Here is a 20,135-nt window from a genome sequence, read left to right as displayed (position 1 = left end):
GTTGAGGACCGCGCAGGCTTCCTCCCAGCCCGTCACCATGGTGACGTCGTGGTGCTTCTCCCGGGTCACCGGGCACTGCTGCCGCAGCGCCTCGTAATAGGGGTATGGGTCCGCGATGAGCTCGCTGCCGCGGAAGAAATCCATTTCGGTGAATTCGTTCACCATCTGCTCCTCCTTATCGGCAATCTCCGCTATGAGAACGTTCCTCTCAGCTTTGAGTATCAGATTTCCACAGAGCATGCCGCGACGTCAACGCGGCGTGAACGCGCAGGGGTTGGAGCGCGCCGACCGCGAGCTAGCTGGCCGGAATGAGATCAGCCTCGACCGACGGCAAGGGCATCACCCGGCTGCGGAACGTCTCGACCAGCCCAGTCGAAGCCTGCGGGATCGCGGCGGCCGCCAGGGCCTGAGCTTTGAACGCCTGGGCCGCGGCGCTCAGCCGGTGCTCGACCAGGCCGACGCTGTCGTCTAGCTCGGCTGGCCACGTCTCACCCCACAAGGTGACCTCGGTGGCGCCCTGGTCGAGGGCCTGCACGACGCCCTGCCGGACGCGGGAATCGCAGCCGAAGAGGTCCGCTGCGGCCGCCAGCGTCTGGGGAGCCGGCCGCTCCCCCGCCGTCGCGAGTGCGTGCTCGAGGTCGACGATCTGGACGCCGAGGATCTGCAGCGGCCGCTCGTCAGGATGACCGGCGACCAGCACGGTGACATCCCATCCGGCCATCGCCCGGTCGAAGAGCCACCCGCCGGCGAACTTCACCACGTCGGCGACGTCCGCGGCGACCACGTCCAGCCGGTATCTCACACCGGGCTCGGCGGTGCCATGTCCCGAGCCAACGACTCCGAGTACTCCTTGAAGACCTCGGTCAGTGGTATCGAAGGATTGAGCAACCATGTGGTCTCCATTCCGGTGATGAAGGCGAGGATTTGGACCGCCTTGACCGTGATATCCATATCCATCCGAAACTGGCCGGACCGCTGACCGCGCCGGATGAGCTCTGTGATGATGTCGACCGCACCCTCGTACCGCCCAACCAGACGGTCATGCAACGGGGCGTTCGGGTCGACGTTCTCCGCCATCAGCACCGAAAAGGTGCCGATGAGTTCGGGTGACCGGTGAAACCGCTCGGCGACCGCGGCGATTTCCGAGATCAGGTCGCCGGCCCGGTCCGCATGCGCGTCGTCGTCGGCGTCGCGGACGTCGAGCACCGCGTGCAGCAGTTGTTCTTTGGATTCGAAGTGGTGCAGCAGGCCGGCGGGGCTGACGCCCGCATCGCCGGCGATCTGGGCAAGGGTCGTGTTGCGCCACCCGTTGCGAGTCAGCAGCCGCTGCGCGACGGCCAGGATCCGCTGTTTGCGGTCCTCGCCCTTGGCGCGCAGCGAGTCGTACGGCCGTGTCTCGGGCACCGGACTCCTTCGTCCAACCAACCAACTGAACACACAGTAGGTTGGTTGAGCGACTGTGACAAGGGTCTCATCCGATGGTGTTTGCCGCCCCTACGCGACCTCACAAACCCAGCGACTTGGCGATGATCACCTTCATCACTTCGCTGGTTCCCGCGTAGATGCGCGCCACCCGCGCATCGGTGTACAGCCGGGCGATCGGATATTCCATCATGTAGCCGTAGCCGCCGAACAGCTGCAGGCAACGGTCCACGACGCGAGCCTGCATCTCGGTGCAGAAGAGCTTGACGCGTGCGGCGTCGGGGGCCGACAGCTCGCCGGCGACGTGTAGCGCCACCGCACGGTCCAGCATTGCCTGGCCGGCCTCCACCTCCGTCGAGCACGCGGCCAGCTCGAACTTGGTGTTCTGGAACGAAGCCACCGGAGTCCCGAAAGCCTTGCGGTTCTTGGTGTAGTCGATCGCCGCGGCTATCGCCGAGCGCGCCTGCGCCACCGATCCGACCGCCACCGTCAGACGTTCCTGCGGCAGGTTGTGGCCGAGGTAGCCGAAAGCCTCGCCCTCTTTGCCGAGAACGTTCTCGACGGGGACACGGACGTCGACGAACGACAGTTCGGCGGTGTCCTGGACCTTGCAGCCCATCTTCTCCAGTTCGCGGCCGCGGGTGAAACCCTCCATCCCGTCCTCGACGACGAGGAGCGTCAGACCCTTGCGCCGGTTCTCGGGGTCGGTGGACGTGCGGGCGACGACGATCACGAGGTCGGCCTGAATGCCGCCGGTGATGAATGTCTTGGCGCCGTTGACTATCCAATGGTCACCGTCACGCACCGCCGTCGTGCGCACACCCGCGAGGTCCGACCCGGTTCCCGGTTCGGTCATTGCGACGGCTGTGAGCAACGTCCCGTCGGCCAGGCCGGGGAACCAGCGCTTGCGCTGTTCTTCGTTCGCGTAGTGCAGGAAGTACGGCAGGATCACCTCGAGTTGGGTGCGGACCGTCGACAGCGTCACCAGTGCCCGCGCGGCCTCCTCCTGCAGCACGACGTTGTAGCGGTAGTCGGGCATGCCGGCGCCGCCGTACTCCTCGGGGATCGCCATCCCGAGCATCCCGAGCGCACCCATACGCGTGAAGACGTCACGCGGCATCCGCCCGGCCTTCTCCCACTCTGGATAGGCGGGCACTACCTCCTTCTCGATGAAGTCGCGCGCCAGCTCCCGGAATGCCTCGTGATCTTCGGTGAACAAATCTCGACGCATGAACTCCCCTGTCAGGCAACCAGTTCTACAAGTGTGGCGTTGGCCGTGCCGCCGCCTTCGCACATGGTCTGCAATCCGTAGCGAATCCCGTTGTCCCGCATGTGATGTGCCATCCGGGTCATCAAGACCGCGCCCGACGCGCCAAGCGGGTGACCAAGAGCGATGGCTCCGCCCAGCGGATTGACCCGGTCCGGGTCGGCGCCGGTTTCGGCAAGCCAGGCAAGCGGCACCGGTGCGAACGCCTCGTTGACCTCGAACACACCGACCTCGGCCAGCGAGACACCGGCCTTGGTCAGCACCTTCTCGGTGGCAGGAATGGGACCGGTGAGCATCAGCACCGGGTCCGCCCCGGTTACCGCCCCAGCCCGGTACCGCACCAGCGGGGTCAACCCGAGCTCGAGCGCGGTTTGCGGCGTCGTCACCAACAACGCCGCCGCGCCATCGGAAATCTGCGAAGAGTTCCCGGCGTGAATGACCCCGTCGTCGACGAACGCCGGCTTGAGCCCGGCCAGTTTCTCGACGGTGGTCCCCCGCCGCACACCCTCGTCGGCAGTGACCGCGGTGTCGTCGACGAAGACCGGGACGATCTGCTCGTCAAACGCACCGTTGTCCTGAGCCGCGGCAGCCCGTTCGTGAGACAGCGCGGAGTATTCGTCGAGCCTGGTGCGGGAAAACCCCCACTTCTTGGCGATCATCTCGGCCGAGAGCCCTTGGTTGAAGGAGAAATCTCCATAGCGGGCAAGGACTTTGGGCCCGTAGGGCATTCCGGTGGCCCTCGCTGCACCGAGCGGCACCCGGCTCATCACCTCCACACCGCCGGCCACCACGACATCCTGCTGGCCGGACATCACCGCCTGCGCCGCGAAGTCGAGGGCCTGCTGGCTGGAACCACACGCGCGGTTGATCGTTGTGCCCGGGATGCTCTCGGGCCAGCCCGCGGCAAGCACCGCGTAACGACCGATATTGCTGGATTGGTCCCCGACCTGCGACACGCAGCCCCACACGACGTCGTCGACGATCTCCGGGGCGATGCCGGTGCGCTGCAGCAACTCGTTGAGCACCAGAGCCGACAGGTCGGCGGCGTGCATGCTCGACAGCCCGCCGTTGCGCTTGCCGACCGGTGTCCGCACCGCTTCGACGATGACTGTTTCACGCATCTTTCTGCTCCGATCTCGATACTGCCCATCGACAGTAAACGACGACTCTGGCCGCTCGACGAACGATCCGGGTGCGTTGGCGGCCACGCAGCACCTCGGTGGCCGCCCTTAGCACTGTTTCAGATCGATCGACATGTTGCTATTTTGATCACTGTTCCGCACCGCGGTGGAATCAAGGGGAGAGCCTCAATGCGTCGTCTGCACAGCCTCTTCGGTGTCACCATTGCGGGCGCCGGCCTGATCGCGATCCCCCAGATGGTGATGCCGATGCCCGCCGTCCAAGTCCGCGCGGTGCAGCTCATCAGCGGTGACACCGCAGATTCCCCGCTCGGGGATGGCACGGCGCTAATCCTGGGTGGCAGCGGCCTCGCGACGCCCGGTCAACCGTATGCAGATGTCGTCGACACCGACTATCTGGCGCCGCGCGACTTCACCGGCACGACGCAGATCGTGACCACTCCGGAAGCTCTGTACCCGTTTTTGGGTCCCTTCACAGAGACGTTGGACGACTCGGAGGCTCAGGGACAACAGATCCTGGACGCCGCGATCTTGAGCCAGATCGCCGGAGGAAACGTGGACGCCGCGAACCCTGTCGACGTCTTCGGCTACTCCCAAAGCGCGGGGATCGAGTCGCTGATCATGCCGGAACTTGCGAGCCAAAATGTACCCAGCGACGACGTGCACTTCGTCCTAGTCGGTGATGTAAACGCGCCCAACGGCGGCCTGCTGGAACGCTTCGACCTGCCCGCCGATACGCAGCCGAGCATCCCCAGCATGGGCATCACCTTCAGCGGCGCAACATCGTCTGATCTCTACCCGACCGACGTTTACACGCAGGAATATGACGGTTTCGCCGACTTCCCCCAGTACCCGATCGACCCACTGTCTGATATCAACGCGTTGTTGGGTATCGCCCTCCAGCACACCACTTACCTCGGCCTCACGTCCGAGCAGATCCAGGACGCCATTCAACTACCAACGTCGGCGGCCGACACCCTGACCAACTACTACATGATCCCGGATGACACTCTGCCGCTGCTGGATCCGTTACAACTGATCCCCTTCATCGGCCAGCCGCTGGTCGATCTACTCGAACCGGACTTGTCGGTTCTGGTGAACCTGGGCTACGGCGACGTCGCCGACAACTACTCGGGTGGCTGGAGCCAGGGCGATGCGGATGTGCCCACAACCTTGGGATTTCTCCCTAGCTCCAGTGTGCTAGAGCAGGTCCCGCAAGCTTTGATCAACGGCTTCGAGCAAGGGGTGTCCGCCGCTTTCAATGATCTGATCGATCCGAGCAACTACGTGTACTCGTTGCCCTCTTGGGTCGACGAACTTGTGACGTTCGCGGAAGCTCTGCCCGGTACCCAGCTTTCAGTCCTCTCACCGGTACCCACGACCCTGCAGGATCTTTTCGATACCTTCCCGCCCCACACCGGCTTCCCGCCGTTGGACGTAGCCACCGCGTTGTTGGTCAGCCTTCCCGAAATCGACTACAACGTCTTCACGTCCGAACTTGCGGACGGAAACCTCGCTGACGCTATCGGCATCCCGATCGCCGCCGACATCGGAATATTGCCTCTGGCGCTATTAGGAGCACTGCTTTGACCGTGACGCTCAGAGCGCCGCTGCTTCGACGGTGACCGTTCAGGCGTCTTTGTGCTCCAATCTCGTTACCGCCCATCGGCCGGTAAACGACGGCTCTCGCCGCTCGGCGAACGCGGCGTACGCCTCCCGTGAATCGGCCGTGCCGAAATTGACGACCTGCGCGCGGGCTTCGCCCGCGAGCGCATCACGCAGGGTCCGGTCGGCGCCCTCGTTCAGCAACGCCTTGCTTTGTGCCAACGCAATCGTCGGACCGGCGGCCAGCCGGTCGGCGATGTCGGTGACGAAATCGTCGATCTCCGTGGCGGATACCACCCAGGTCACCAGGTTCAGCGCCAACGCCTCGGCGGCGTCGATGGTCTCGGCCAGCAGCACCAGTCGCTTGGCCTGTTGCAGGCCAACGATTTTCGGCAGTAACCAAGAGCCGCCGAGATCCACCGACAATCCACGCCTGGCGAAGATCTGTGAGAACGTTGATTCCGGTGTGGCCGCGACCAGGTCGCACCCCAGCGCCAGGTTCCATCCGGCGCCGACGGCCACACCGGTCACTTTGGCGATGGTCGGCTTCGGCAGCTCATGCAGCGCCAGCGCCACGTCGGTCAGCCGTTGCAACTTGTGCACTGGATGACTGTCGTCGGGCGTCGAGATGTCGGCACCGGAAGAAAACGCGTCGCCGGCGCCGGTGATCACCACCGCGCGTACCCCGCTGTCTTTGCCGGCGGCGGCGAGCGCCTCGGCCAACGCGATCCACAAGTCGCGATTGATCGCATTCTTGCGATGCGGTCGGTTCAGCGTCAGCGTTCGCACACCGTCGCGGTCACAGCACAGCAGGGATTTCTCGGACGTCACGGGTAGGCGGGCCCGATGGCGCGTTGCGCGCGCAACGCGGCAATGTCGTCGGGCGCGACGCCGAGCTCGGCGAGCACCGAGTCGGTGTGCTGCCCGAGACCTGGCACCGCGCCCATGGCGGGCTGGTAGCCGGAGATCACCGGCGGCGGCAACAAGGCCGGAATCGGGCCGGCCGGCGTGTCGACCTGCCGCCACCGGTCCCGGGCCGTCAGCTGCGGGTGCACCAGGACCTCGCTCGGCAGGTTGTACCGCGCATTCCCGATCCCCGCGGCATCCGCCGTCTTCTGTACATGGGCCAAGTCGTGCACCGCGCACCAGGCACCAATGGCGTCGTTCAGAATGTCCCGGTGATTGCAGCGACCGGCGTTGTTGGCGAACCTCGGATCGTCGGCAAGGTCGTCACGCTCCAGGATTTGCCGCGAAAGTCGTTGCCATTCAGCGTCATTTGTCGTACCAAGCACGACGGTCTGGCCGTCCGCGGTGCGGTAGGCGCCATACGGCGCCACCGCCGGCGAGCTCATTCCCAACGGCTGCTGGTCGACACCGGAATGCTGGGTATAGGTGAGCGGGTAACCCATCAGATCGGTCATGGTGTCGAACAAGCTGACCGCGACTGTGTTTCCGTGCCGGCCAGGGGCCGACCCGACGTCACGGGAATACAGCAGAGCCAATATCGATAGCGCCGAATACAACCCGGTGCTGATGTCTGCCATCGGTGGGCCGGGTTTGGCCGGTGCGCCGGGACTCCCGGTCACGGCGCATGCGCCGGATTCCGCCTGAGCAAGCAGGTCGTAGGCCCTCTTGTGGGAGAGCGGCCCACCAGGGCCGTACCCGTCGATTTCGACAGCGATGACGTCCGGGTGGCGTTCGGCCAGGTCCGCCGCCGCGATGCCCAGCCGGGCGGTCGACCCCGGGGCGAGGTTGGAGACCAGCACATCGGCACGGTCGAGAAGCCGACGCAGAATATCGAGCCCGGCTTCGGTTTTCAGGTTGAGCGTCACCGATTCCTTGCCCCGGTTAGCCCAAACAAAGTGCGCAGCAAGCCCGTTGACGACATCGTCGTAATGCCGGGCAAAGTCTCCCCCGTTGGGGTTCTCCACTTTGATGATGCGTGCACCGAAGTCGGCTAGCACCCGCGTGCACATCGGAGCGGAGACCGCCTGCTCCAAGGCCACCACGGTGATTCCCGTCAGCGGCCCCGCGTTGATCATCAGTAACTCTTCGGCAATTTGAGCACGTGCGAGCCAAGGAAGTTCAGGATCATCTCCTGGCTGACCGGCGCGATCTTCATCAGCCTGGCTTCCCGGAAGTACCGTGACACGTGGTACTCCTCGGAATAGCCCATGCCGCCGTGTGTTTGCAGCGCACGGTCGGCGGCGGTGAAACCGGCGTCGGCGCACAGGTATTTCGCGGTGTTGGCCTCGCGTCCGCACGGTTTGCCGTTGTCGTAGAGCCAGGTGGCTTTGCGCAGCATCAACTCGGCGGCGTCAAGTCGGGCAAGCGAGTCGGCCAGCGGGAACTGAATACCCTGATTCATCCCGATCGGCCGGTCGAACACATGCCGTTCGTTGCCGTATTTCACCGCCTTGTCCAGCGCAACCCGGCCGATGCCCAATGCCTCGGCGGCGATCAGCATTCGTTCCGGGTTGAGGCCGTCGAGGATGTATTGAAAGCCCTTGCCCTCCTCGCCAACTCGATCTTCGACCGGAACATGCAGGTCGTCGATGAACAACTCGTTGGAGCTGACCGCGTTGCGCCCCATCTTGCGGATCGGCCGGACGTCCACCCGGCTACGGTCCAGGTCGGTAAGGAACAACGTCATCCCGTCAGTCTTCTTGGTGACGTCGTCGTAGCGCTGCGTACGAGTGAGGAGCAGGATTTTCTGCGACTCGAGCGCTTTGGAGATCCATACTTTTCGGCCGTTGACGACATAGTGGTCTCCGTCGCGCTTGGCGAACGTCGTGATGCGTGAGGTATCCAGGCCCGCACCGGGTTCGGTGACTCCGAAGCACACGTGCAGTTCGCCGGTCGCAACCCGCGGCAACGTGCGCGCCTTGAGCTCGTCGGAGCCGTGCACCACCACCGGGTGCATGCCGAAGATCGACAGGTGAATGGAGCTGGCGGCGTTCATCCCGCCGCCCGATCTGGCCACTTCTTCGGCGAGCAGCGTGGCTTCGGTGATACCGAGGCCATGACCCCCGTACTCCTCCGGGATCGTCATCCCCAGCCAGCCGCCGCCAGCGATCGCTTGATAGAAGTCGTGCGGAAACTCGTGTGCCTGGTCTTTTTCCATCCAGTAGTGGTCGTCGAACTTCGACGCCAGCTCCGCGACCGACTTGCGGATCAGCTGCTGGTCGTCGGTCAGCTCGAAGTTCATCCCACCGCCGGGCACTGCTCAATCTCCTTCGATCAGTTCAGGCACCAGCGAAGTTGCATCCCCGGTAGCGATTCAGTCCTTGTTGCCGGTCAGATTTTTCGCACTGGCCGCAAACTCCGCGAACGACGAACCCGACCTGGCGTCCTTGTGATGGCTCAGGGCGCGGATCGAGACGTCGTGGCCCTCAGCGGCTTTGCGCAGCGCGCCGACGCTGGCCTGCGCCTCCGTGATGTGGCTGAACGGGTCGAAGGAGTACCAGCGCATGGCGTTCTGGTAGGCCATCTTGTTGATCTCGTCGTCCGGTACGTTGTTGGCGGAGAGGACTTCCCATAATTCCTCGGGCGCACCCGGCCACATCGAGTCGCTGTGCGGATAGTCGGCTTCCCAGCAGATGTTGTCGATGCCGATCATGTTGCGCAGCGCCACACCCACCTTGTCGCTGATGAAACAGGTGAGGAAGTGCTCGCGGAAGACATCGCTGGGCAGCTTGCCGCCGCCGAAGTTCTGGTGCGTCCAGGTCGAGTGCATCTCGTAGGTCCGGTCCGCCCGCTCCAGGAAGTAGGGGATCCACCCGGTACCGCCCTCCGACAGCGCGACTTTGAGGTCCGGATACTCCTTGATCGGCCGCGACCACAGCAGATCCGCGGCGGCCTGCACGATGTTCATCGGCTGCAGGGTAATCATCACGTCCATCGGCGCATCGGGTGCCGTGATCGCCAGCCTGCCCGAGGACCCGATGTGCACGTTCATCACGGTGTTGGTGTCACACAACGCCTTCCACAGCGGATTCCAGTATTCGTTGTGGAAACTCGGGTAGCCCATCGCAGCCGGGTTCTCGGTGAAGGTCAGTGCGTGCACGCCCTTCTTGGCCACCCGTCGCACCTCTTTGGCGCACTCCTCGGCATCCCAGATCACCGGTATCGCCATCGGGATGAACCGTGCCGGGTAGGCACCACACCACTCGTCAATGTGCCAGTCGTTGTAGGCCTGCACCAGCGCCACCGAGAACTCTGGATCCTCGGTGGCGAACAGGCGTCCGGCGAACCCCGGGAACGACGGGAAACAGATCGAGGCCAGAATGCCTCCGGCGTTCATGTCCTTGATCCGCTCGTCAACGTTGTAACAGCCCGGCCGGATCTCGTCCAAGCCCTGCGGTTCCAGTCCGTATTCCTCTTTCGGGCGTCCGGCCACCGCGTTGAGCGCGACGTTGGGAATCACGGTGTCGCGGAACTGCCAGCAGTCGGAGCCGTCGGCGTTGTGCACCAGCCGCGGCGCGTCGTCGGCGTACTTCTTAGCCAGGTGGTTCTTGAACATGTCCGGTGGCTCGACGGTGTGGTCGTCGACGCTGATCAAAATCATGTCGTCTTTGTTCACTGGCCGTTCCTCTCGTCGGGGGTCGTTCGGCGGCCCGTTCTCTCAAGTATGAAAATTATCTTCTCTGATCGCGAGAATCAACATCTTCAAGGTACTCCGACGGCGACCGGGGTCCGGTCGGCGCACTAACGCGCCCCACACGTGAGGATGACGTTTCCGCTGGTCGAATCCGAAACATTGACCAATCCGCGAGTTCGTGGAAACCTATTGGTCAAATATGAGAATATGATTCTCCTAACTGAGGAGGCCGTATGCGTCTGTCCCCGTTGCCGGCGGACCAGTGGGACGACGCTGCCCGGCATGCGGTCTCCGGCATGCTGCCGGAGGAGCGGCGCAATCCTCGCGACGCCGGCAACGTGCTGTCGACCCTGGTACGCCATCCGAAGTTGACGCGTGCGTATCTCCGTTTCAGCAGCTACCTGCTCTACGGGTCGACACTGCCGCCACGCATCCGCGAGCAAGTCATCCTGCGGGTCGCACACCGGCGCGGTTGCGCCTACGAGTGGTCGCACCATGTGGACATCGGCAAGGACGTGGGGCTGTCCGACGCCGACGTCGAGGCGGTGCAATCGGGCAATCCGAGCGATGAGTTCGATCGCGCGGTACTGGCCGCCGTCGATGAGCTCGATGAGAAGACCAACCTCTCGGACCAGACCTGGACAGCTCTCGGTGACCGGCTCGACGAGCGGCAGCGGATGGATTTGATCTTCACGACCGGTGGCTATATCGCACTTGCGATGGCCCTGAACACTTTTGGCGTCGAGGTCGAACACGACCAAACAGCCCGGACAGAGAGGTAGAACATTGCCACATTTCGCCAAGCCGGCTGCCGGTAGCTGGACCGAAAACTACCCAGAACTGGGCACCGCACCAGTCGATTACACGGACTCGATCGATCCGGCGTTCTTCGAGGCCGAGCGCGACGCGATCTTCAAGCGGACGTGGCTTAACGTCGGTCGGGTGGAGCGGTTGCCGCGCACCGGCAGTTACTTCACCAAAGAGCTACCGTCGGCGGGCCCTGGCATGTCGGTGATCATCGTCAAGACCAAGGACGGGTCCATCAAGGCCTACCACAACGTCTGCCGCCACCGCGGAAACAAGTTGGTGTGGAACGATTTTCCACACGAGGAGACCTCGGGCACCTGTCGGCAGTTCACTTGCAAGTACCACGCCTGGCGCTACAGCCTCGACGGCGATCTGACCTTCATCCAGCAGGAGGACGAGTTCTTCGACGTCGACAAGAGCCAGTACGGTCTGGTCGGCGTCCGCTGCGAGGTGTGGGAGGGTTTCATCTTCATCAACCTCGACCAGAACGCCAAGCCGCTCGCCGACTACCTGGGCCCGCTGGCCAAGGGCATCGAGGGCTACCCGTTCGGCGAGATGACGGAGTACTACTCGTACCGCGCGGAGGTCGGTAGCAACTGGAAGCTGTTCATCGACGCGTTCGCCGAGTTCTACCACGCGCCGGTGCTGCACCAGGGGCAGTACACCAAAGAAGAAGCCGCCAAGATCATGAAGTACGGCTTCGAGGCGCTGCACTACGAGCTGGCCAGCCCGCACGGGATGATCTCCACCTGGGGCGGCCAGGCGCCGCCCGCGGACATGTCGATGGTCAAGCCGATGGACCAGGTGCTGCGCAGCGGGCTGTTCGGTCCCTGGGACAAGCCGGAGGTCATCGAGAAGCTTGCCGAGCTGCCTCCGGGCGTCAACCCAAAGCGGATACCGCAGTGGGGAATTGACTCGTGGCACTTCTTCCCGAACTTCATGCTGCTGATCTGGGAGCCCGGCTGGTTCCTGACCTACCACTACTGGCCGACCGCCGTCGACAAGCACATCTTCGAGTGCACGCTGTATTTCGTTCCACCGAGAAACGCGCGGGAACGCCTTGCCCACGAGTTGGCCGCGGTGACGTTCAAGGAGTATGCGCTGCAGGATTCCAACACCCTCGAAGCGACCCAGACGATGATCGGCAGCAAGGTCGTCAAAGACTTTCTGCTGTGCGATCAGGAAATCCTGCTCCGGCATCTGCACAAAGTGACCGGTGACTACGTAAAGGAGTACAGCCACAATGGCCATTAACAAGGCCACGGCAACTAAGCTGCCCGCCGAATTCGCAGAGCTGGAGCCGTATCTGGAGTGGGATCTGGCCACTGAACCCGAGCGGTACGCCAAGCGGCTGGCCTCGTCGATGGCCGAGATGCAGGCTTTCTACGACGTGGCGTTCCCTCGCCTGAACGACGTGATCGACTACTGCGACAAGTACCCGCTGGATGATCTGCCCGAGGATGCACAGACGCTCATGCACCTGATGCAGTCGCTGATCATGGTGTCGTTTCCGATCGAAGCGTGGAAGCAACCGCGCGTGCCCGACAGCGGTGCGGCCTGGGTCGAGCTGATCCGGGAGCCGGTGATTTAAGAGGTGCTGACGCTCAAGGCCGCTGGGCTGCTCGACGTCGACGCGGGCGAGATCGTACGACCGGGAATCCTGCGGATCGACGGCGACCGCATCGTCGGTGTCGGCGGCGAACCCGAGGGTGACCTGATCGACCTCGGGGACTCGATCCTGCTGCCCGGGTTGATGGACATGGAGGTCAACCTGTTGATGGGCGGGCGCGGGGAGAAACCCGGACTGTCCCAGGTGCAGGACGACCCGCCGACCCGAATGTTGCGTGCGGTCGGCAACGCCCGCCGGACGCTGCGCGCGGGCTTCACCACGGTGCGCAACCTCGGCCTGTTCGTCAAGACCGGGGGCTATCTGCTCGACGTCGCGCTCGGCAAGGCGATCGACGCAGGCTGGATCGACGGCCCACGGGTGGTGCCCGCCGGGCATGCGATCACCCCGACGGGCGGGCATCTGGATCCGACCATGTTCGCCGCGTTCGCACCGCATGTGCTGGACCTGACGGTCGAAGAGGGCATCGCCAACGGAGTCGACGAGATCCGCAAGGCGGTTCGGTATCAGATCAAGCACGGGGCCGAGCTGATCAAGGTCTGCTGCTCGGGCGGAGTGATGTCACTGACGGGTCCACCCGGTGCGCAACACTATTCGGATGAGGAGCTGCGGGCGGTCGTCGACGAGGCGCACCGGCGTGGGCTAAGAGTCGCCGCGCACACGCATGGCGCCGACGCGGTGAAACATGCGGTGGCAGCCGGTATCGACTGCATCGAGCACGGCTTCCTGGTCGACGACGAGGCGATCGCCATGATGGTCGAGCACGGCACCTTCCTGGTGTCGACTCGGCGCTTGGCCGAGGGAATGGACGTCTCGCACGCCCCGCCCGAGCTGCAAGCCAAGGCCGCCGAGATGTTCCCGAAGTCGCGGACATCAATCCTGGCCGCCTATAAAGCCGGGGTGAAGATCGCGGTGGGCACCGACGCGCCGGCGATCCCCCACGGCAGAAACGCCGATGAGCTTGTCACCCTGGTCGATTGGGGCCTGCCCCCGTTGGCGGTACTGCGGGCCGCGACGACGACGGCCGCCGAGTTGATCAACGCCACCGACCGCGGCCGCCTGGCCGAGGGCCTGCTCGCGGACATCATCGCAGTGCCCGGAGACCCGTTGTCCGACATCGGCGTTACCCAGAAGGTGAGTTTCGTGATGAAAGGCGGCAAAGTTTATGCCAACACGAACTGACGACCTGGTCGAGATCCAGCAGCTGTTGGCGCGCTACGCGGTGACCATCACGCAACAGGACATCGACGGGCTGGTCAACGTCTTCACGCCTGATGGCACCTACAGCGCGTTCGGCGAAACCTATTCGCTGGACCGGTTTCCCGTGCTTGTCGACGCCGCGCCCAAGGGGCTGTTCATGACGGCCACTCCGGTGATCGAACTGAACGGCGACAGCGCCACCGGAACACAACCGCTGTGCTTCATCGACCACGCCAGCCATGACATGCGGATCGGCTATTACAACGACACCTATGTGCGGACGGCCGACGGTTGGCGGCTGAAAACCCGTGCCATGACGTTTATTCGGCGCAGTGGCGCGCACGACTCGGGTCGGCCACACGCGATAGGACGCCCGCGCCCGACGACGATGCCGGCCGAGGCCGGCGGTGGGGGCACCTCCCGCTCGCGGGGGAGAGTCGGGCCATCAGGCCAAGCATGAAGATCGACCAGTTCCGGAGGGACCTGCGGGCCTGGCTCGACGAACATGACCTGACCCCAGGTTCGGACCACTCGCTGGAAGGCCACATCAAGCAGCTCGCCCGAGTGCATGCCGCGCTCTATGACGCGGGCTGGATGCGCTACGGCTGGCCCGAGCGCGTCGGCGGATTGGGCGGGCCCGCGATGCTGCGCGCGATCGTCGGCGAGGAGGTGGTCGGGCGGCGCCTTGCCGAGCCGGGCCCGTACTCGATGGTCGAGGTGCTCGCACCCACCATGATCGACTACGCGCCCGCCGAACTCGCAGCCGAGATGGTGCCGCGGTTGCTCAGTGGTCGCGAGCAATGGTGTCAGGGTTTTTCCGAACCGGGCTCCGGCAGCGACCTGGCGTCGCTGTCCACCCGTGCCGCCCCGGACGGCGACAACTGGATCGTCAACGGGCAGAAGGTCTGGACCAGCTACGCGCAGTACTCGACGCGGTGCGTGCTGCTCACCCGCACCGCACCCGGCCACGAGGGAATCACCGCGTTCTTCGTCGACCTGGACACGCCGGGCATCACCATTCGACCGCTGCGCACGATGCACGGAGTCGACGAATTTTGTGAGGTCTACTTCGACGACGTGGCGGTGCCGGCAGCACGGATGCTCGGCCGGCCCGGGGACGGCTGGCGGCTTGCGATGGACCTGCTGCCCTATGAGCGCTCAACCTGTTTTTGGCAGCGGATCGCCTACCTCTACGCGCGATTCGACGAACTCATCACCCAAGCAGTCGATCCCGACGATGCCAGCACAGACTCAGACGTGGGATCGGCGTATTTGGCGCTACACACGTTGCGCTGCCGGTCTCGTGCCACCCAGCACCGGTTGGCCGACGGGGAGCCTCTCGGGCCACAGACCTCTATCGACAAGGTCTTGCTGGCCACCGCCGAGCAGCGGCTGTACGACACCGTGCGCGACCTGCTGCCCGGCGTGCTCGAGCTGGACGACACGCCCTGGCGGTCCGAGTATCTGTATTCGCGTGCCGCGACCATCTATGGGGGCAGTGCCGAAATTCAGCGCAATATCATCGCTCGCCGGCTGTTGGATTTGGGCAAGGAGTGAGCGTGGATACCGAGTCCTTGCACCTGCTGGAAGACGCACTGCGAAAGACCATGACGGCGGCCTCGGGTCGCGAACTCGATGAGGCGTTGGCCGGCTTGGGTTGGCTCGAGATGCTCGACGAAATGCCGGAATTCGCAATTCCGTTGGTATTCCGGCTACTCGGGGAGACGGGCGCCCACGCGCCCGTGCTGAACGACGTCGTGCTACGCGCCGCCCAACGCGACGGTGGAGGTACCGTGCCGCTGCCGTTCGCGGGCGGCTGCTGGGTCGTCTGGGAACGCACCGACCGGGCCGGCTCAGCGCTGGGCGGCGACCTGCCGATACAGCGTGTGCCCCAGGGAGATCCGGTACCTCTGGCCGCCGGGCGGCACGCGCTGGGCTGGTGGCTGGTGGGCACAAGCCGCACCATGCTGGCACTGGCCCGCCAGCATGCGTTGGACCGTGTCCAATTCGGCAGGCCCGTCGCCTCGTTCCAGGCAATTCGGCATCGACTGGCCGAGACTTTGGTCGCCGTCGAAGGCGCGGAGGCCACCCTGGTTGCCGCCGCCGCCGAGCCGGACGACTTCGGCTTTCTGCTCGGCAAGGCCGCCGCCGGCCAGGCGGCGTCGATCGCCGCGCGTCATTGTCAGCAGATCCTGGGCGGTATCGGCTTCACCGAAGAGCACGAGCTGCACCGCCATGTGAAGCGTTCGTTGGTCTTGGATGGAATGCTCGGTAGTTCCCGCGAACTGACCCGGGAGGCTGGAGCGACGCTGCGCGCCAAGCGATTTGCGCCGCGACTGGCGCAACTCTGAGCGGCTTGAGAGCCGCCGCATCAGCCGCACACGTCTCCCCGGAAAAGGAATCCATGATTTGCCCCCTGCACAACAGCGCACGTGGCAAATGTGATTGCCACGCACCGGTGCCTAGCACCATCGGTTCGGCCACCGCGCTGCCTTTTGCGTTCCGCTTCCATGGAGAGCAACAAGAGAATAGTATTCTCGTGGCAAGAAAGTTACGATCTCAGACACGTCGTCCCGTGAGGGGGTCTCGCCCACAATGACACGGCGTTCTCCGGTACAGTCCAATCATGTTCTCCCCTCGCGGCAATCACCTGAGCCTGCGGTGACCAGCCCAAGCGAAGAGCCCGCCTGGAAGCAGCGCGCTGTCGAGCGGTCGATCAAGACGGCGAAACTGCGCGCGGCGCAGCGTGTCCAACGCTTCCTGGACGCAGCGCAGGCCATCATCATTGAAAAGGGCAGCACGGACTTCACCGTTCAGGAGGTTGTCGACCGCTCGCGGCAGTCGTTGCGGAGCTTCTACCTGCAGTTCGATGGCAAGCATGAACTGCTGCTCGCCCTGTTCGAAGACGCGTTGAGCCGGTCGGCCGACCAGATCCGCGCCGCGACGGCGAACCACGCCGACCCGATCGAGCGGTTGCAGGTCGCCGTCGAACTGCTGTACGAAGCTTCCCGGCCCGATCCGACGGCGAGAAGGCCGCTGTTCACCGACTTCGCGCCGAGGTTGCTGGTTTCGCATCCAGCCGAGGTCAAGGTGGCCCACGCACCGCTTCTCGCTTTGCTCACCGAGCTGATGGAAGCCGCCAGCGCCGCCGGGGAGCTGCGTGCCAGCATCAATCCACGGCGGATGGCCGCGATGACCATGCAGACGGTCATGTTTATCGCGCAGTCCAGCGGCGGCTCCGATGACGCCACCGTGCATCCCATCACCGCCGACGAAGTGTGGGACTTCTGCTCGCGCGGATTCGTCGGCGACTAGCGCGAGAAGCGCGTTATCCGTCGACGAGAATTTAACTAGTCGGGTGCCCGACCCCTGGACCGATCTGCTCGGTTGTCTACGGCTGCGCACCCGAGACGGCGAGCGGCACGACGCGCCAGACGTCTTGGTGTTCGAGGGCGTTAACCAACAGCTGAATTACCACCGGTTGTTCGGTGGCCAACTCCTTGGGCAGTTCATCCGCGCCGCATGCCTGACGTGCCCGGACAAGACCGTCAAATCGCTGCACGCGGTCTTCGCGAGAGAAGGCCGAGCCGACGACCCGGTCCACTACCAGGCCACGCGCCACCACCAGGGTCGGTCATTCGCGGCCCTGACGATCACCGCCCACCAACCACGAGGTGTATTGGCGACTGGCTCGGTGTGCATGCACACGGCCGAAGACGGCCCCGAGCGCCAGAGCCTAGAGCCCGTTCCGGGGCTGTTGGATGAAAAGCATCGGGTCGAACTGCACCTCAGCACGATTCGAAATGTGGATGCGAACACCAGCCGTCGACGGCGATCTCGCGCCCGCGCTGACCGCCTACGCCACCGACCTCACACTCATCGGAACGGCGCTACGTCACCTCGAAGGTTTCAACCATCGCGGTAACGGAACCGCGTTCACCTCGGCCGTTACCTCCCACACCATCTGGTTCCATCGGCTATTCCGCGCCGATCGCTGGCTACTGCTTCGTCAGCACAGTTCCGGTGCTGGCGCACGGCCGCTGCTTCGGCCGCGGCGACGTTCTCTCCGAGGATGGCTCGCTGGTCGCGTCCTATGCGCAAGAGGCATTGCTGCGCTTTCGCGAGGCCGGCGCTCAAGTCGAGGCTTGACCCGGCAAAAGCGTTCGCATATCGCACATCAGGTGGCTGTTGAGAATCTAATTCTCTTCGGATAAGAATGATAGCTAGCGTAAACGGATTCCACGTTGACACCCGTGGGGCCTGATGACAGAGTTGCCGCAGACGCTGAGAGCTACCAATGCGGTTGCTGCGAACGGCTGCGAAAGGTAAGGCCCTGTGACAGTCACTGCTCCCGACGGCGTCTATTACGACCCGTACGACGTGCAGATCAATGTCGACCCTTACTTGGCGTTTCGGGGGCTGCGTGAAGAAGCACCGCTGTATTACAACGAGCAGCACGATTTCTATGCGTTGAGCCGCTTCGCCGATGTCGACCGCGCGATCGTCGATCACGAAACCTTCAGCTCGGCCCGCGGCGCGATCATCGAGCTGATCAAGGCCAACATCGATATACCGCCCGGTGTGATCATTTTCGAGGATCCACCGATCCACGACGTGCACCGCAAATTACTGGCCCGCATGTTCACGCCACGCAAGATCAACGATCTGGAACCCAAGATCCGGGAATTCTGTGCTCGCAGTTTGGATCCGCTGATCGGCACCGACCGGTTCGACTTCGTCGCCGACCTCGGTGCACAGATGCCGATGCGGGTGATCGGCATGCTGCTCGGGGTACCCGAGGAATACCAAGAAGCCGCGCGCGATTTGACCAACGCGCAGATGCGCACCAAGGCCGGCGAACCGATGAAGCTGGCTGCCGACGGCATGAACACCGGTGAGTTCTTCGCCGAATTCATCGACTGGCGCGCCGAGCATCCCTCCGACGACATAATGACCGAACTGCTGAACGTCGAGTTCACCGACGAGAAAGGGATAACCCGGCGGTTGTCCCGCGAGGAGCTACTCACCTATATCAGCGTGGTCTCCGGCGCGGGCAATGAGACCACCACCCGGCTGATCGGCTGGGCCGGCAAGGTGCTGGCTGAATATCCCGCCCAGCGGCGGGAACTGGCCGAAAACCCCGCGCTCATTCCCCAGGCCATTGAAGAGTTGCTGCGCTTCGAACCGCCGGCTCCGCACGTGGCACGGTACGTGACCCGTGACGTCGCGTATTACGGGCAGACGGTGCCGGAAGGCAGCGCGATGATGATGCTCATCGGCGCGGCTAACCGCGATCACCGTCAATTCCCGCCGGACGGCGACGTTTTCGACATTCACCGAGAAACGCGCCAGCATCTGGCCTTCAGCGTCGGCACCCACTACTGCCTCGGCTCGGCGCTCGCGAGGCTGGAGGGCCGGATCGCTCTCGAAGAGATCTTGAAACGCTTCCCCGAATGGGAGGTCGACCTCAGCTGCGCCGCGCTGTCTCCGACATCGACCGTGCGTGGTTGGGAGGCAATGCCGGCAGTTCTCGGTTGAGCCAAACACAAATCAGGAAATGAGGTAACGATGGCGGGTCGAGTCGAAGGTAAGGTCGCGTTTGTCACCGGAGCGGCCCGTGGGCAGGGCCGCTCGCACGCGGTGCGGTTGGCCCAGGAGGGCGCCGACATCATTGCGGTCGACATCTGCAAGCCGATCCGCGAGGGCGTGACGGACACGGCGATCCCAGCATCGACACCGGAGGATCTGGCCGAGACCGCCGACCTCGTCAAGGGGCACAACCGGAGAATCTTCACCGCCGAAGTCGATGTGCGTGACTACAACGCACTGAAGGCGGCGCTGGACAGTGGCGTCGAGCAACTCGGCCGGCTGGACATCATCGTGGCCAACGCGGGTATCGGCAATGGCGGCGACACGCTGGACAAAACCAGCGAAGAAGACTGGACAGAGATGATCGACATCAACCTGGCCGGGGTGTGGAAGACCGTAAAAGCCGGTGTGCCGCACCTACTCGCCGGTGGCCACGGCGGTTCGATCATCCTGACCAGCTCGGTCGGCGGGCTCAAGGCCTACCCGCATACCGGCCACTACGTCGCCGCCAAGCACGGGGTTGTCGGGCTCATGCGGGCCTTCGCAGTTGAGCTGGGGCAGCATATGATTCGCGTCAACTCGGTGCACCCGACGCACGTGAAGACACCGATGCTGCACAACGAGGGCACCTTCAAGATGTTTCGTCCGGATCTGGAAAATCCGGGCCCGGACGACATGGCGCCGATCTGTCAGATGTTCCACACGCTGCCGATCCCGTGGGTAGAGCCTGCCGACGTCAGCAATGCGGTGCTGTTCTTCGCATCCGACGAGGCGCGCTACGTCACGGGTGTCACGCTTCCTGTCGACGCCGGTAGCTGCCTGAAGTAGCCGGCAAGGGGCCGTCGCCGAGCACTCCAGACCATCGGTTAACGTCGGGCG

General features: G+C 64.1%; 22 protein-coding genes and 1 pseudogene. 13 read left to right on the top strand and 10 right to left on the bottom strand.

Going from position 1 to position 20,135, the window contains the following annotated elements; all coding sequences use genetic code 11:
- From VNW74_RS05985 to VNW74_RS05965, 5 genes and pseudogenes are all read right to left on the bottom strand, one after another.
- Positions 1-165 (bottom strand): annotated as a pseudogene (locus VNW74_RS05985) (cytochrome P450); the annotation flags it as partial.
- A gap of 130 nt (positions 166-295) precedes the next feature.
- Entirely contained in the window at positions 296-802 is a 507-nt protein-coding gene (locus VNW74_RS05980) for a hypothetical protein (protein WP_325675677.1), read from the bottom strand.
- Positions 799-1,404, bottom strand: coding sequence for a TetR/AcrR family transcriptional regulator (locus VNW74_RS05975; RefSeq protein WP_325675676.1), 606 nt, complete (start codon positions 1,402-1,404; stop codon positions 799-801). The genes VNW74_RS05980 and VNW74_RS05975 overlap by 4 nt, the downstream gene beginning before the upstream one ends.
- 100 nt (positions 1,405-1,504) lie before the next feature.
- Entirely contained in the window at positions 1,505-2,653 is a 1,149-nt protein-coding gene (locus VNW74_RS05970; RefSeq protein ID WP_325675675.1) for an acyl-CoA dehydrogenase family protein, read from the bottom strand.
- Positions 2,654-2,664: 11 nt separating this feature from the next.
- A complete protein-coding gene (locus tag VNW74_RS05965; protein ID WP_325675674.1) occupies positions 2,665-3,810 on the bottom strand; it encodes a thiolase family protein in 1,146 nt (381 codons plus the stop codon).
- Positions 3,811-3,999: 189 nt separating this feature from the next.
- Between VNW74_RS05965 and VNW74_RS05960 the strand changes: the two genes are divergently transcribed.
- A complete protein-coding gene (locus VNW74_RS05960; protein WP_325675673.1) occupies positions 4,000-5,418 on the top strand; it encodes a PE-PPE domain-containing protein in 1,419 nt (472 codons plus the stop codon).
- 39 nt (positions 5,419-5,457) lie between these two features.
- Here VNW74_RS05960 and VNW74_RS05955 read toward each other — a convergent pair whose 3' ends face one another.
- The 4 genes from VNW74_RS05955 to VNW74_RS05940 all read right to left on the bottom strand — a co-directional run bounded on the left by VNW74_RS05955 (position 5,458) and on the right by VNW74_RS05940 (position 10,015).
- On the bottom strand, positions 5,458-6,264 hold the full coding sequence (locus VNW74_RS05955; protein ID WP_325675672.1) for an enoyl-CoA hydratase/isomerase family protein: 807 nt from the start codon (positions 6,262-6,264) through the stop codon (positions 5,458-5,460).
- Entirely contained in the window at positions 6,261-7,475 is a 1,215-nt protein-coding gene (locus VNW74_RS05950) for a CaiB/BaiF CoA-transferase family protein (protein WP_325675671.1), read from the bottom strand. Before VNW74_RS05950 ends, VNW74_RS05955 begins: the two co-directional genes overlap by 4 nt.
- Entirely contained in the window at positions 7,475-8,641 is a 1,167-nt protein-coding gene (locus VNW74_RS05945; protein ID WP_325675683.1) for an acyl-CoA dehydrogenase family protein, read from the bottom strand. Before VNW74_RS05945 ends, VNW74_RS05950 begins: the two co-directional genes overlap by 1 nt.
- Positions 8,642-8,713: 72 nt before the next feature.
- Positions 8,714-10,015 (bottom strand): amidohydrolase family protein, encoded by a 1,302-nt coding sequence (locus VNW74_RS05940; protein ID WP_325675670.1) that lies wholly within the window; start codon positions 10,013-10,015, stop codon positions 8,714-8,716.
- Positions 10,016-10,266: 251 nt separating this feature from the next.
- On the opposite strand from VNW74_RS05940, the gene VNW74_RS05935 reads away from it, so the two are divergent.
- From VNW74_RS05935 to VNW74_RS05900, 8 genes are all read left to right on the top strand, one after another.
- Complete coding sequence (locus tag VNW74_RS05935; RefSeq protein WP_325675669.1) at positions 10,267-10,815, top strand: carboxymuconolactone decarboxylase family protein; 549 nt, start codon at positions 10,267-10,269, stop codon at positions 10,813-10,815.
- 4 nt (positions 10,816-10,819) lie between these two features.
- Entirely contained in the window at positions 10,820-12,094 is a 1,275-nt protein-coding gene (locus tag VNW74_RS05930; protein WP_325675668.1) for an aromatic ring-hydroxylating dioxygenase subunit alpha, read from the top strand.
- Entirely contained in the window at positions 12,084-12,431 is a 348-nt protein-coding gene (locus VNW74_RS05925; protein ID WP_325675667.1) for a hypothetical protein, read from the top strand. The genes VNW74_RS05930 and VNW74_RS05925 overlap by 11 nt, the downstream gene beginning before the upstream one ends.
- A 3-nt stretch (positions 12,432-12,434) precedes the next feature.
- The gene (locus VNW74_RS05920; protein ID WP_325675666.1) at positions 12,435-13,649 is read left to right on the top strand and encodes an amidohydrolase family protein; all 1,215 of its coding nucleotides are present in this window, start codon (positions 12,435-12,437) and stop codon (positions 13,647-13,649) included.
- Positions 13,633-14,127, top strand: a complete 495-nt coding sequence (locus VNW74_RS05915; RefSeq protein ID WP_325675665.1) for a nuclear transport factor 2 family protein — start codon at positions 13,633-13,635, stop codon at positions 14,125-14,127. The genes VNW74_RS05920 and VNW74_RS05915 overlap by 17 nt, the downstream gene beginning before the upstream one ends.
- On the top strand, positions 14,124-15,224 hold the full coding sequence (locus VNW74_RS05910; protein ID WP_325675664.1) for an acyl-CoA dehydrogenase family protein: 1,101 nt from the start codon (positions 14,124-14,126) through the stop codon (positions 15,222-15,224). Before VNW74_RS05915 ends, VNW74_RS05910 begins: the two co-directional genes overlap by 4 nt.
- Positions 15,225-15,274: 50 nt before the next feature.
- The gene (locus VNW74_RS05905; RefSeq protein WP_325675682.1) at positions 15,275-16,018 is read left to right on the top strand and encodes an acyl-CoA dehydrogenase family protein; all 744 of its coding nucleotides are present in this window, start codon (positions 15,275-15,277) and stop codon (positions 16,016-16,018) included.
- A 310-nt stretch (positions 16,019-16,328) separates the two neighbouring features.
- Positions 16,329-16,982, top strand: coding sequence for a TetR/AcrR family transcriptional regulator (locus VNW74_RS05900; RefSeq protein ID WP_325675663.1), 654 nt, complete (start codon positions 16,329-16,331; stop codon positions 16,980-16,982).
- 76 nt (positions 16,983-17,058) lie between these two features.
- Here the strand turns inward: VNW74_RS05900 and VNW74_RS05895 are convergent, their stop codons facing one another.
- A complete protein-coding gene (locus VNW74_RS05895; RefSeq protein WP_325675684.1) occupies positions 17,059-17,292 on the bottom strand; it encodes a hypothetical protein in 234 nt (77 codons plus the stop codon).
- On the opposite strand from VNW74_RS05895, the gene VNW74_RS05890 reads away from it, so the two are divergent.
- The 4 genes from VNW74_RS05890 (at position 17,179) to VNW74_RS05875 (ending at position 20,084) form a co-directional block, all read left to right on the top strand.
- Positions 17,179-17,592 (top strand): acyl-CoA thioesterase domain-containing protein, encoded by a 414-nt coding sequence (locus VNW74_RS05890; protein WP_325675681.1) that lies wholly within the window; start codon positions 17,179-17,181, stop codon positions 17,590-17,592. The two genes, VNW74_RS05895 and VNW74_RS05890, sit on opposite strands and share 114 nt — an antisense overlap.
- Entirely contained in the window at positions 17,477-17,881 is a 405-nt protein-coding gene (locus tag VNW74_RS05885) for a hypothetical protein (RefSeq protein ID WP_325675662.1), read from the top strand. The genes VNW74_RS05890 and VNW74_RS05885 overlap by 116 nt, the downstream gene beginning before the upstream one ends.
- Before the next feature lie 121 nt (positions 17,882-18,002).
- Positions 18,003-19,205: a cytochrome P450 gene (locus VNW74_RS05880; protein ID WP_325675661.1), complete on the top strand. Its 1,203-nt coding sequence runs from the start codon at positions 18,003-18,005 to the stop codon at positions 19,203-19,205.
- A 30-nt stretch (positions 19,206-19,235) separates the two neighbouring features.
- On the top strand, positions 19,236-20,084 hold the full coding sequence (locus VNW74_RS05875) for a mycofactocin-coupled SDR family oxidoreductase (protein ID WP_325675660.1): 849 nt from the start codon (positions 19,236-19,238) through the stop codon (positions 20,082-20,084).
- Positions 20,085-20,135: the final 51 nt, after the last annotated feature.

Origin of the sequence: Mycobacterium sp. (assembly GCF_035570115.1) — a bacterium.
Lineage (GTDB): Bacteria > Actinomycetota > Actinomycetes > Mycobacteriales > Mycobacteriaceae > Mycobacterium.
The sequence above is the reverse complement of the archived record's forward strand: the minus strand, read 5'-3'. Positions and strand labels throughout refer to the sequence as shown.

Excerpts from the sequence above, each read along its gene's own strand:
- VNW74_RS05970 (WP_325675675.1), bottom strand. The coding sequence starts at position 2,653 with ATGCGTCGAGATTTGTTCACCGAAGATCACGAGGCATTCCGGGAGCTG.
- VNW74_RS05965 (WP_325675674.1), bottom strand. The coding sequence starts at position 3,810 with ATGCGTGAAACAGTCATCGTCGAAGCGGTGCGGACACCGGTCGGCAAG.
- VNW74_RS05960 (WP_325675673.1), top strand. The coding sequence starts at position 4,000 with ATGCGTCGTCTGCACAGCCTCTTCGGTGTCACCATTGCGGGCGCCGGC.
- VNW74_RS05950 (WP_325675671.1), bottom strand. The coding sequence starts at position 7,475 with ATGATCAACGCGGGGCCGCTGACGGGAATCACCGTGGTGGCCTTGGAG.
- VNW74_RS05945 (WP_325675683.1), bottom strand. The coding sequence starts at position 8,641 with ATGAACTTCGAGCTGACCGACGACCAGCAGCTGATCCGCAAGTCGGTC.
- VNW74_RS05935 (WP_325675669.1), top strand. The coding sequence starts at position 10,267 with ATGCGTCTGTCCCCGTTGCCGGCGGACCAGTGGGACGACGCTGCCCGG.
- VNW74_RS05925 (WP_325675667.1), top strand. The coding sequence starts at position 12,084 with ATGGCCATTAACAAGGCCACGGCAACTAAGCTGCCCGCCGAATTCGCA.
- VNW74_RS05915 (WP_325675665.1), top strand. The coding sequence starts at position 13,633 with ATGCCAACACGAACTGACGACCTGGTCGAGATCCAGCAGCTGTTGGCG.
- VNW74_RS05910 (WP_325675664.1), top strand. The coding sequence starts at position 14,124 with ATGAAGATCGACCAGTTCCGGAGGGACCTGCGGGCCTGGCTCGACGAA.
- VNW74_RS05905 (WP_325675682.1), top strand. The coding sequence starts at position 15,275 with ATGACGGCGGCCTCGGGTCGCGAACTCGATGAGGCGTTGGCCGGCTTG.
- VNW74_RS05885 (WP_325675662.1), top strand. The coding sequence starts at position 17,477 with ATGCGAACACCAGCCGTCGACGGCGATCTCGCGCCCGCGCTGACCGCC.
- VNW74_RS05875 (WP_325675660.1), top strand. The coding sequence starts at position 19,236 with ATGGCGGGTCGAGTCGAAGGTAAGGTCGCGTTTGTCACCGGAGCGGCC.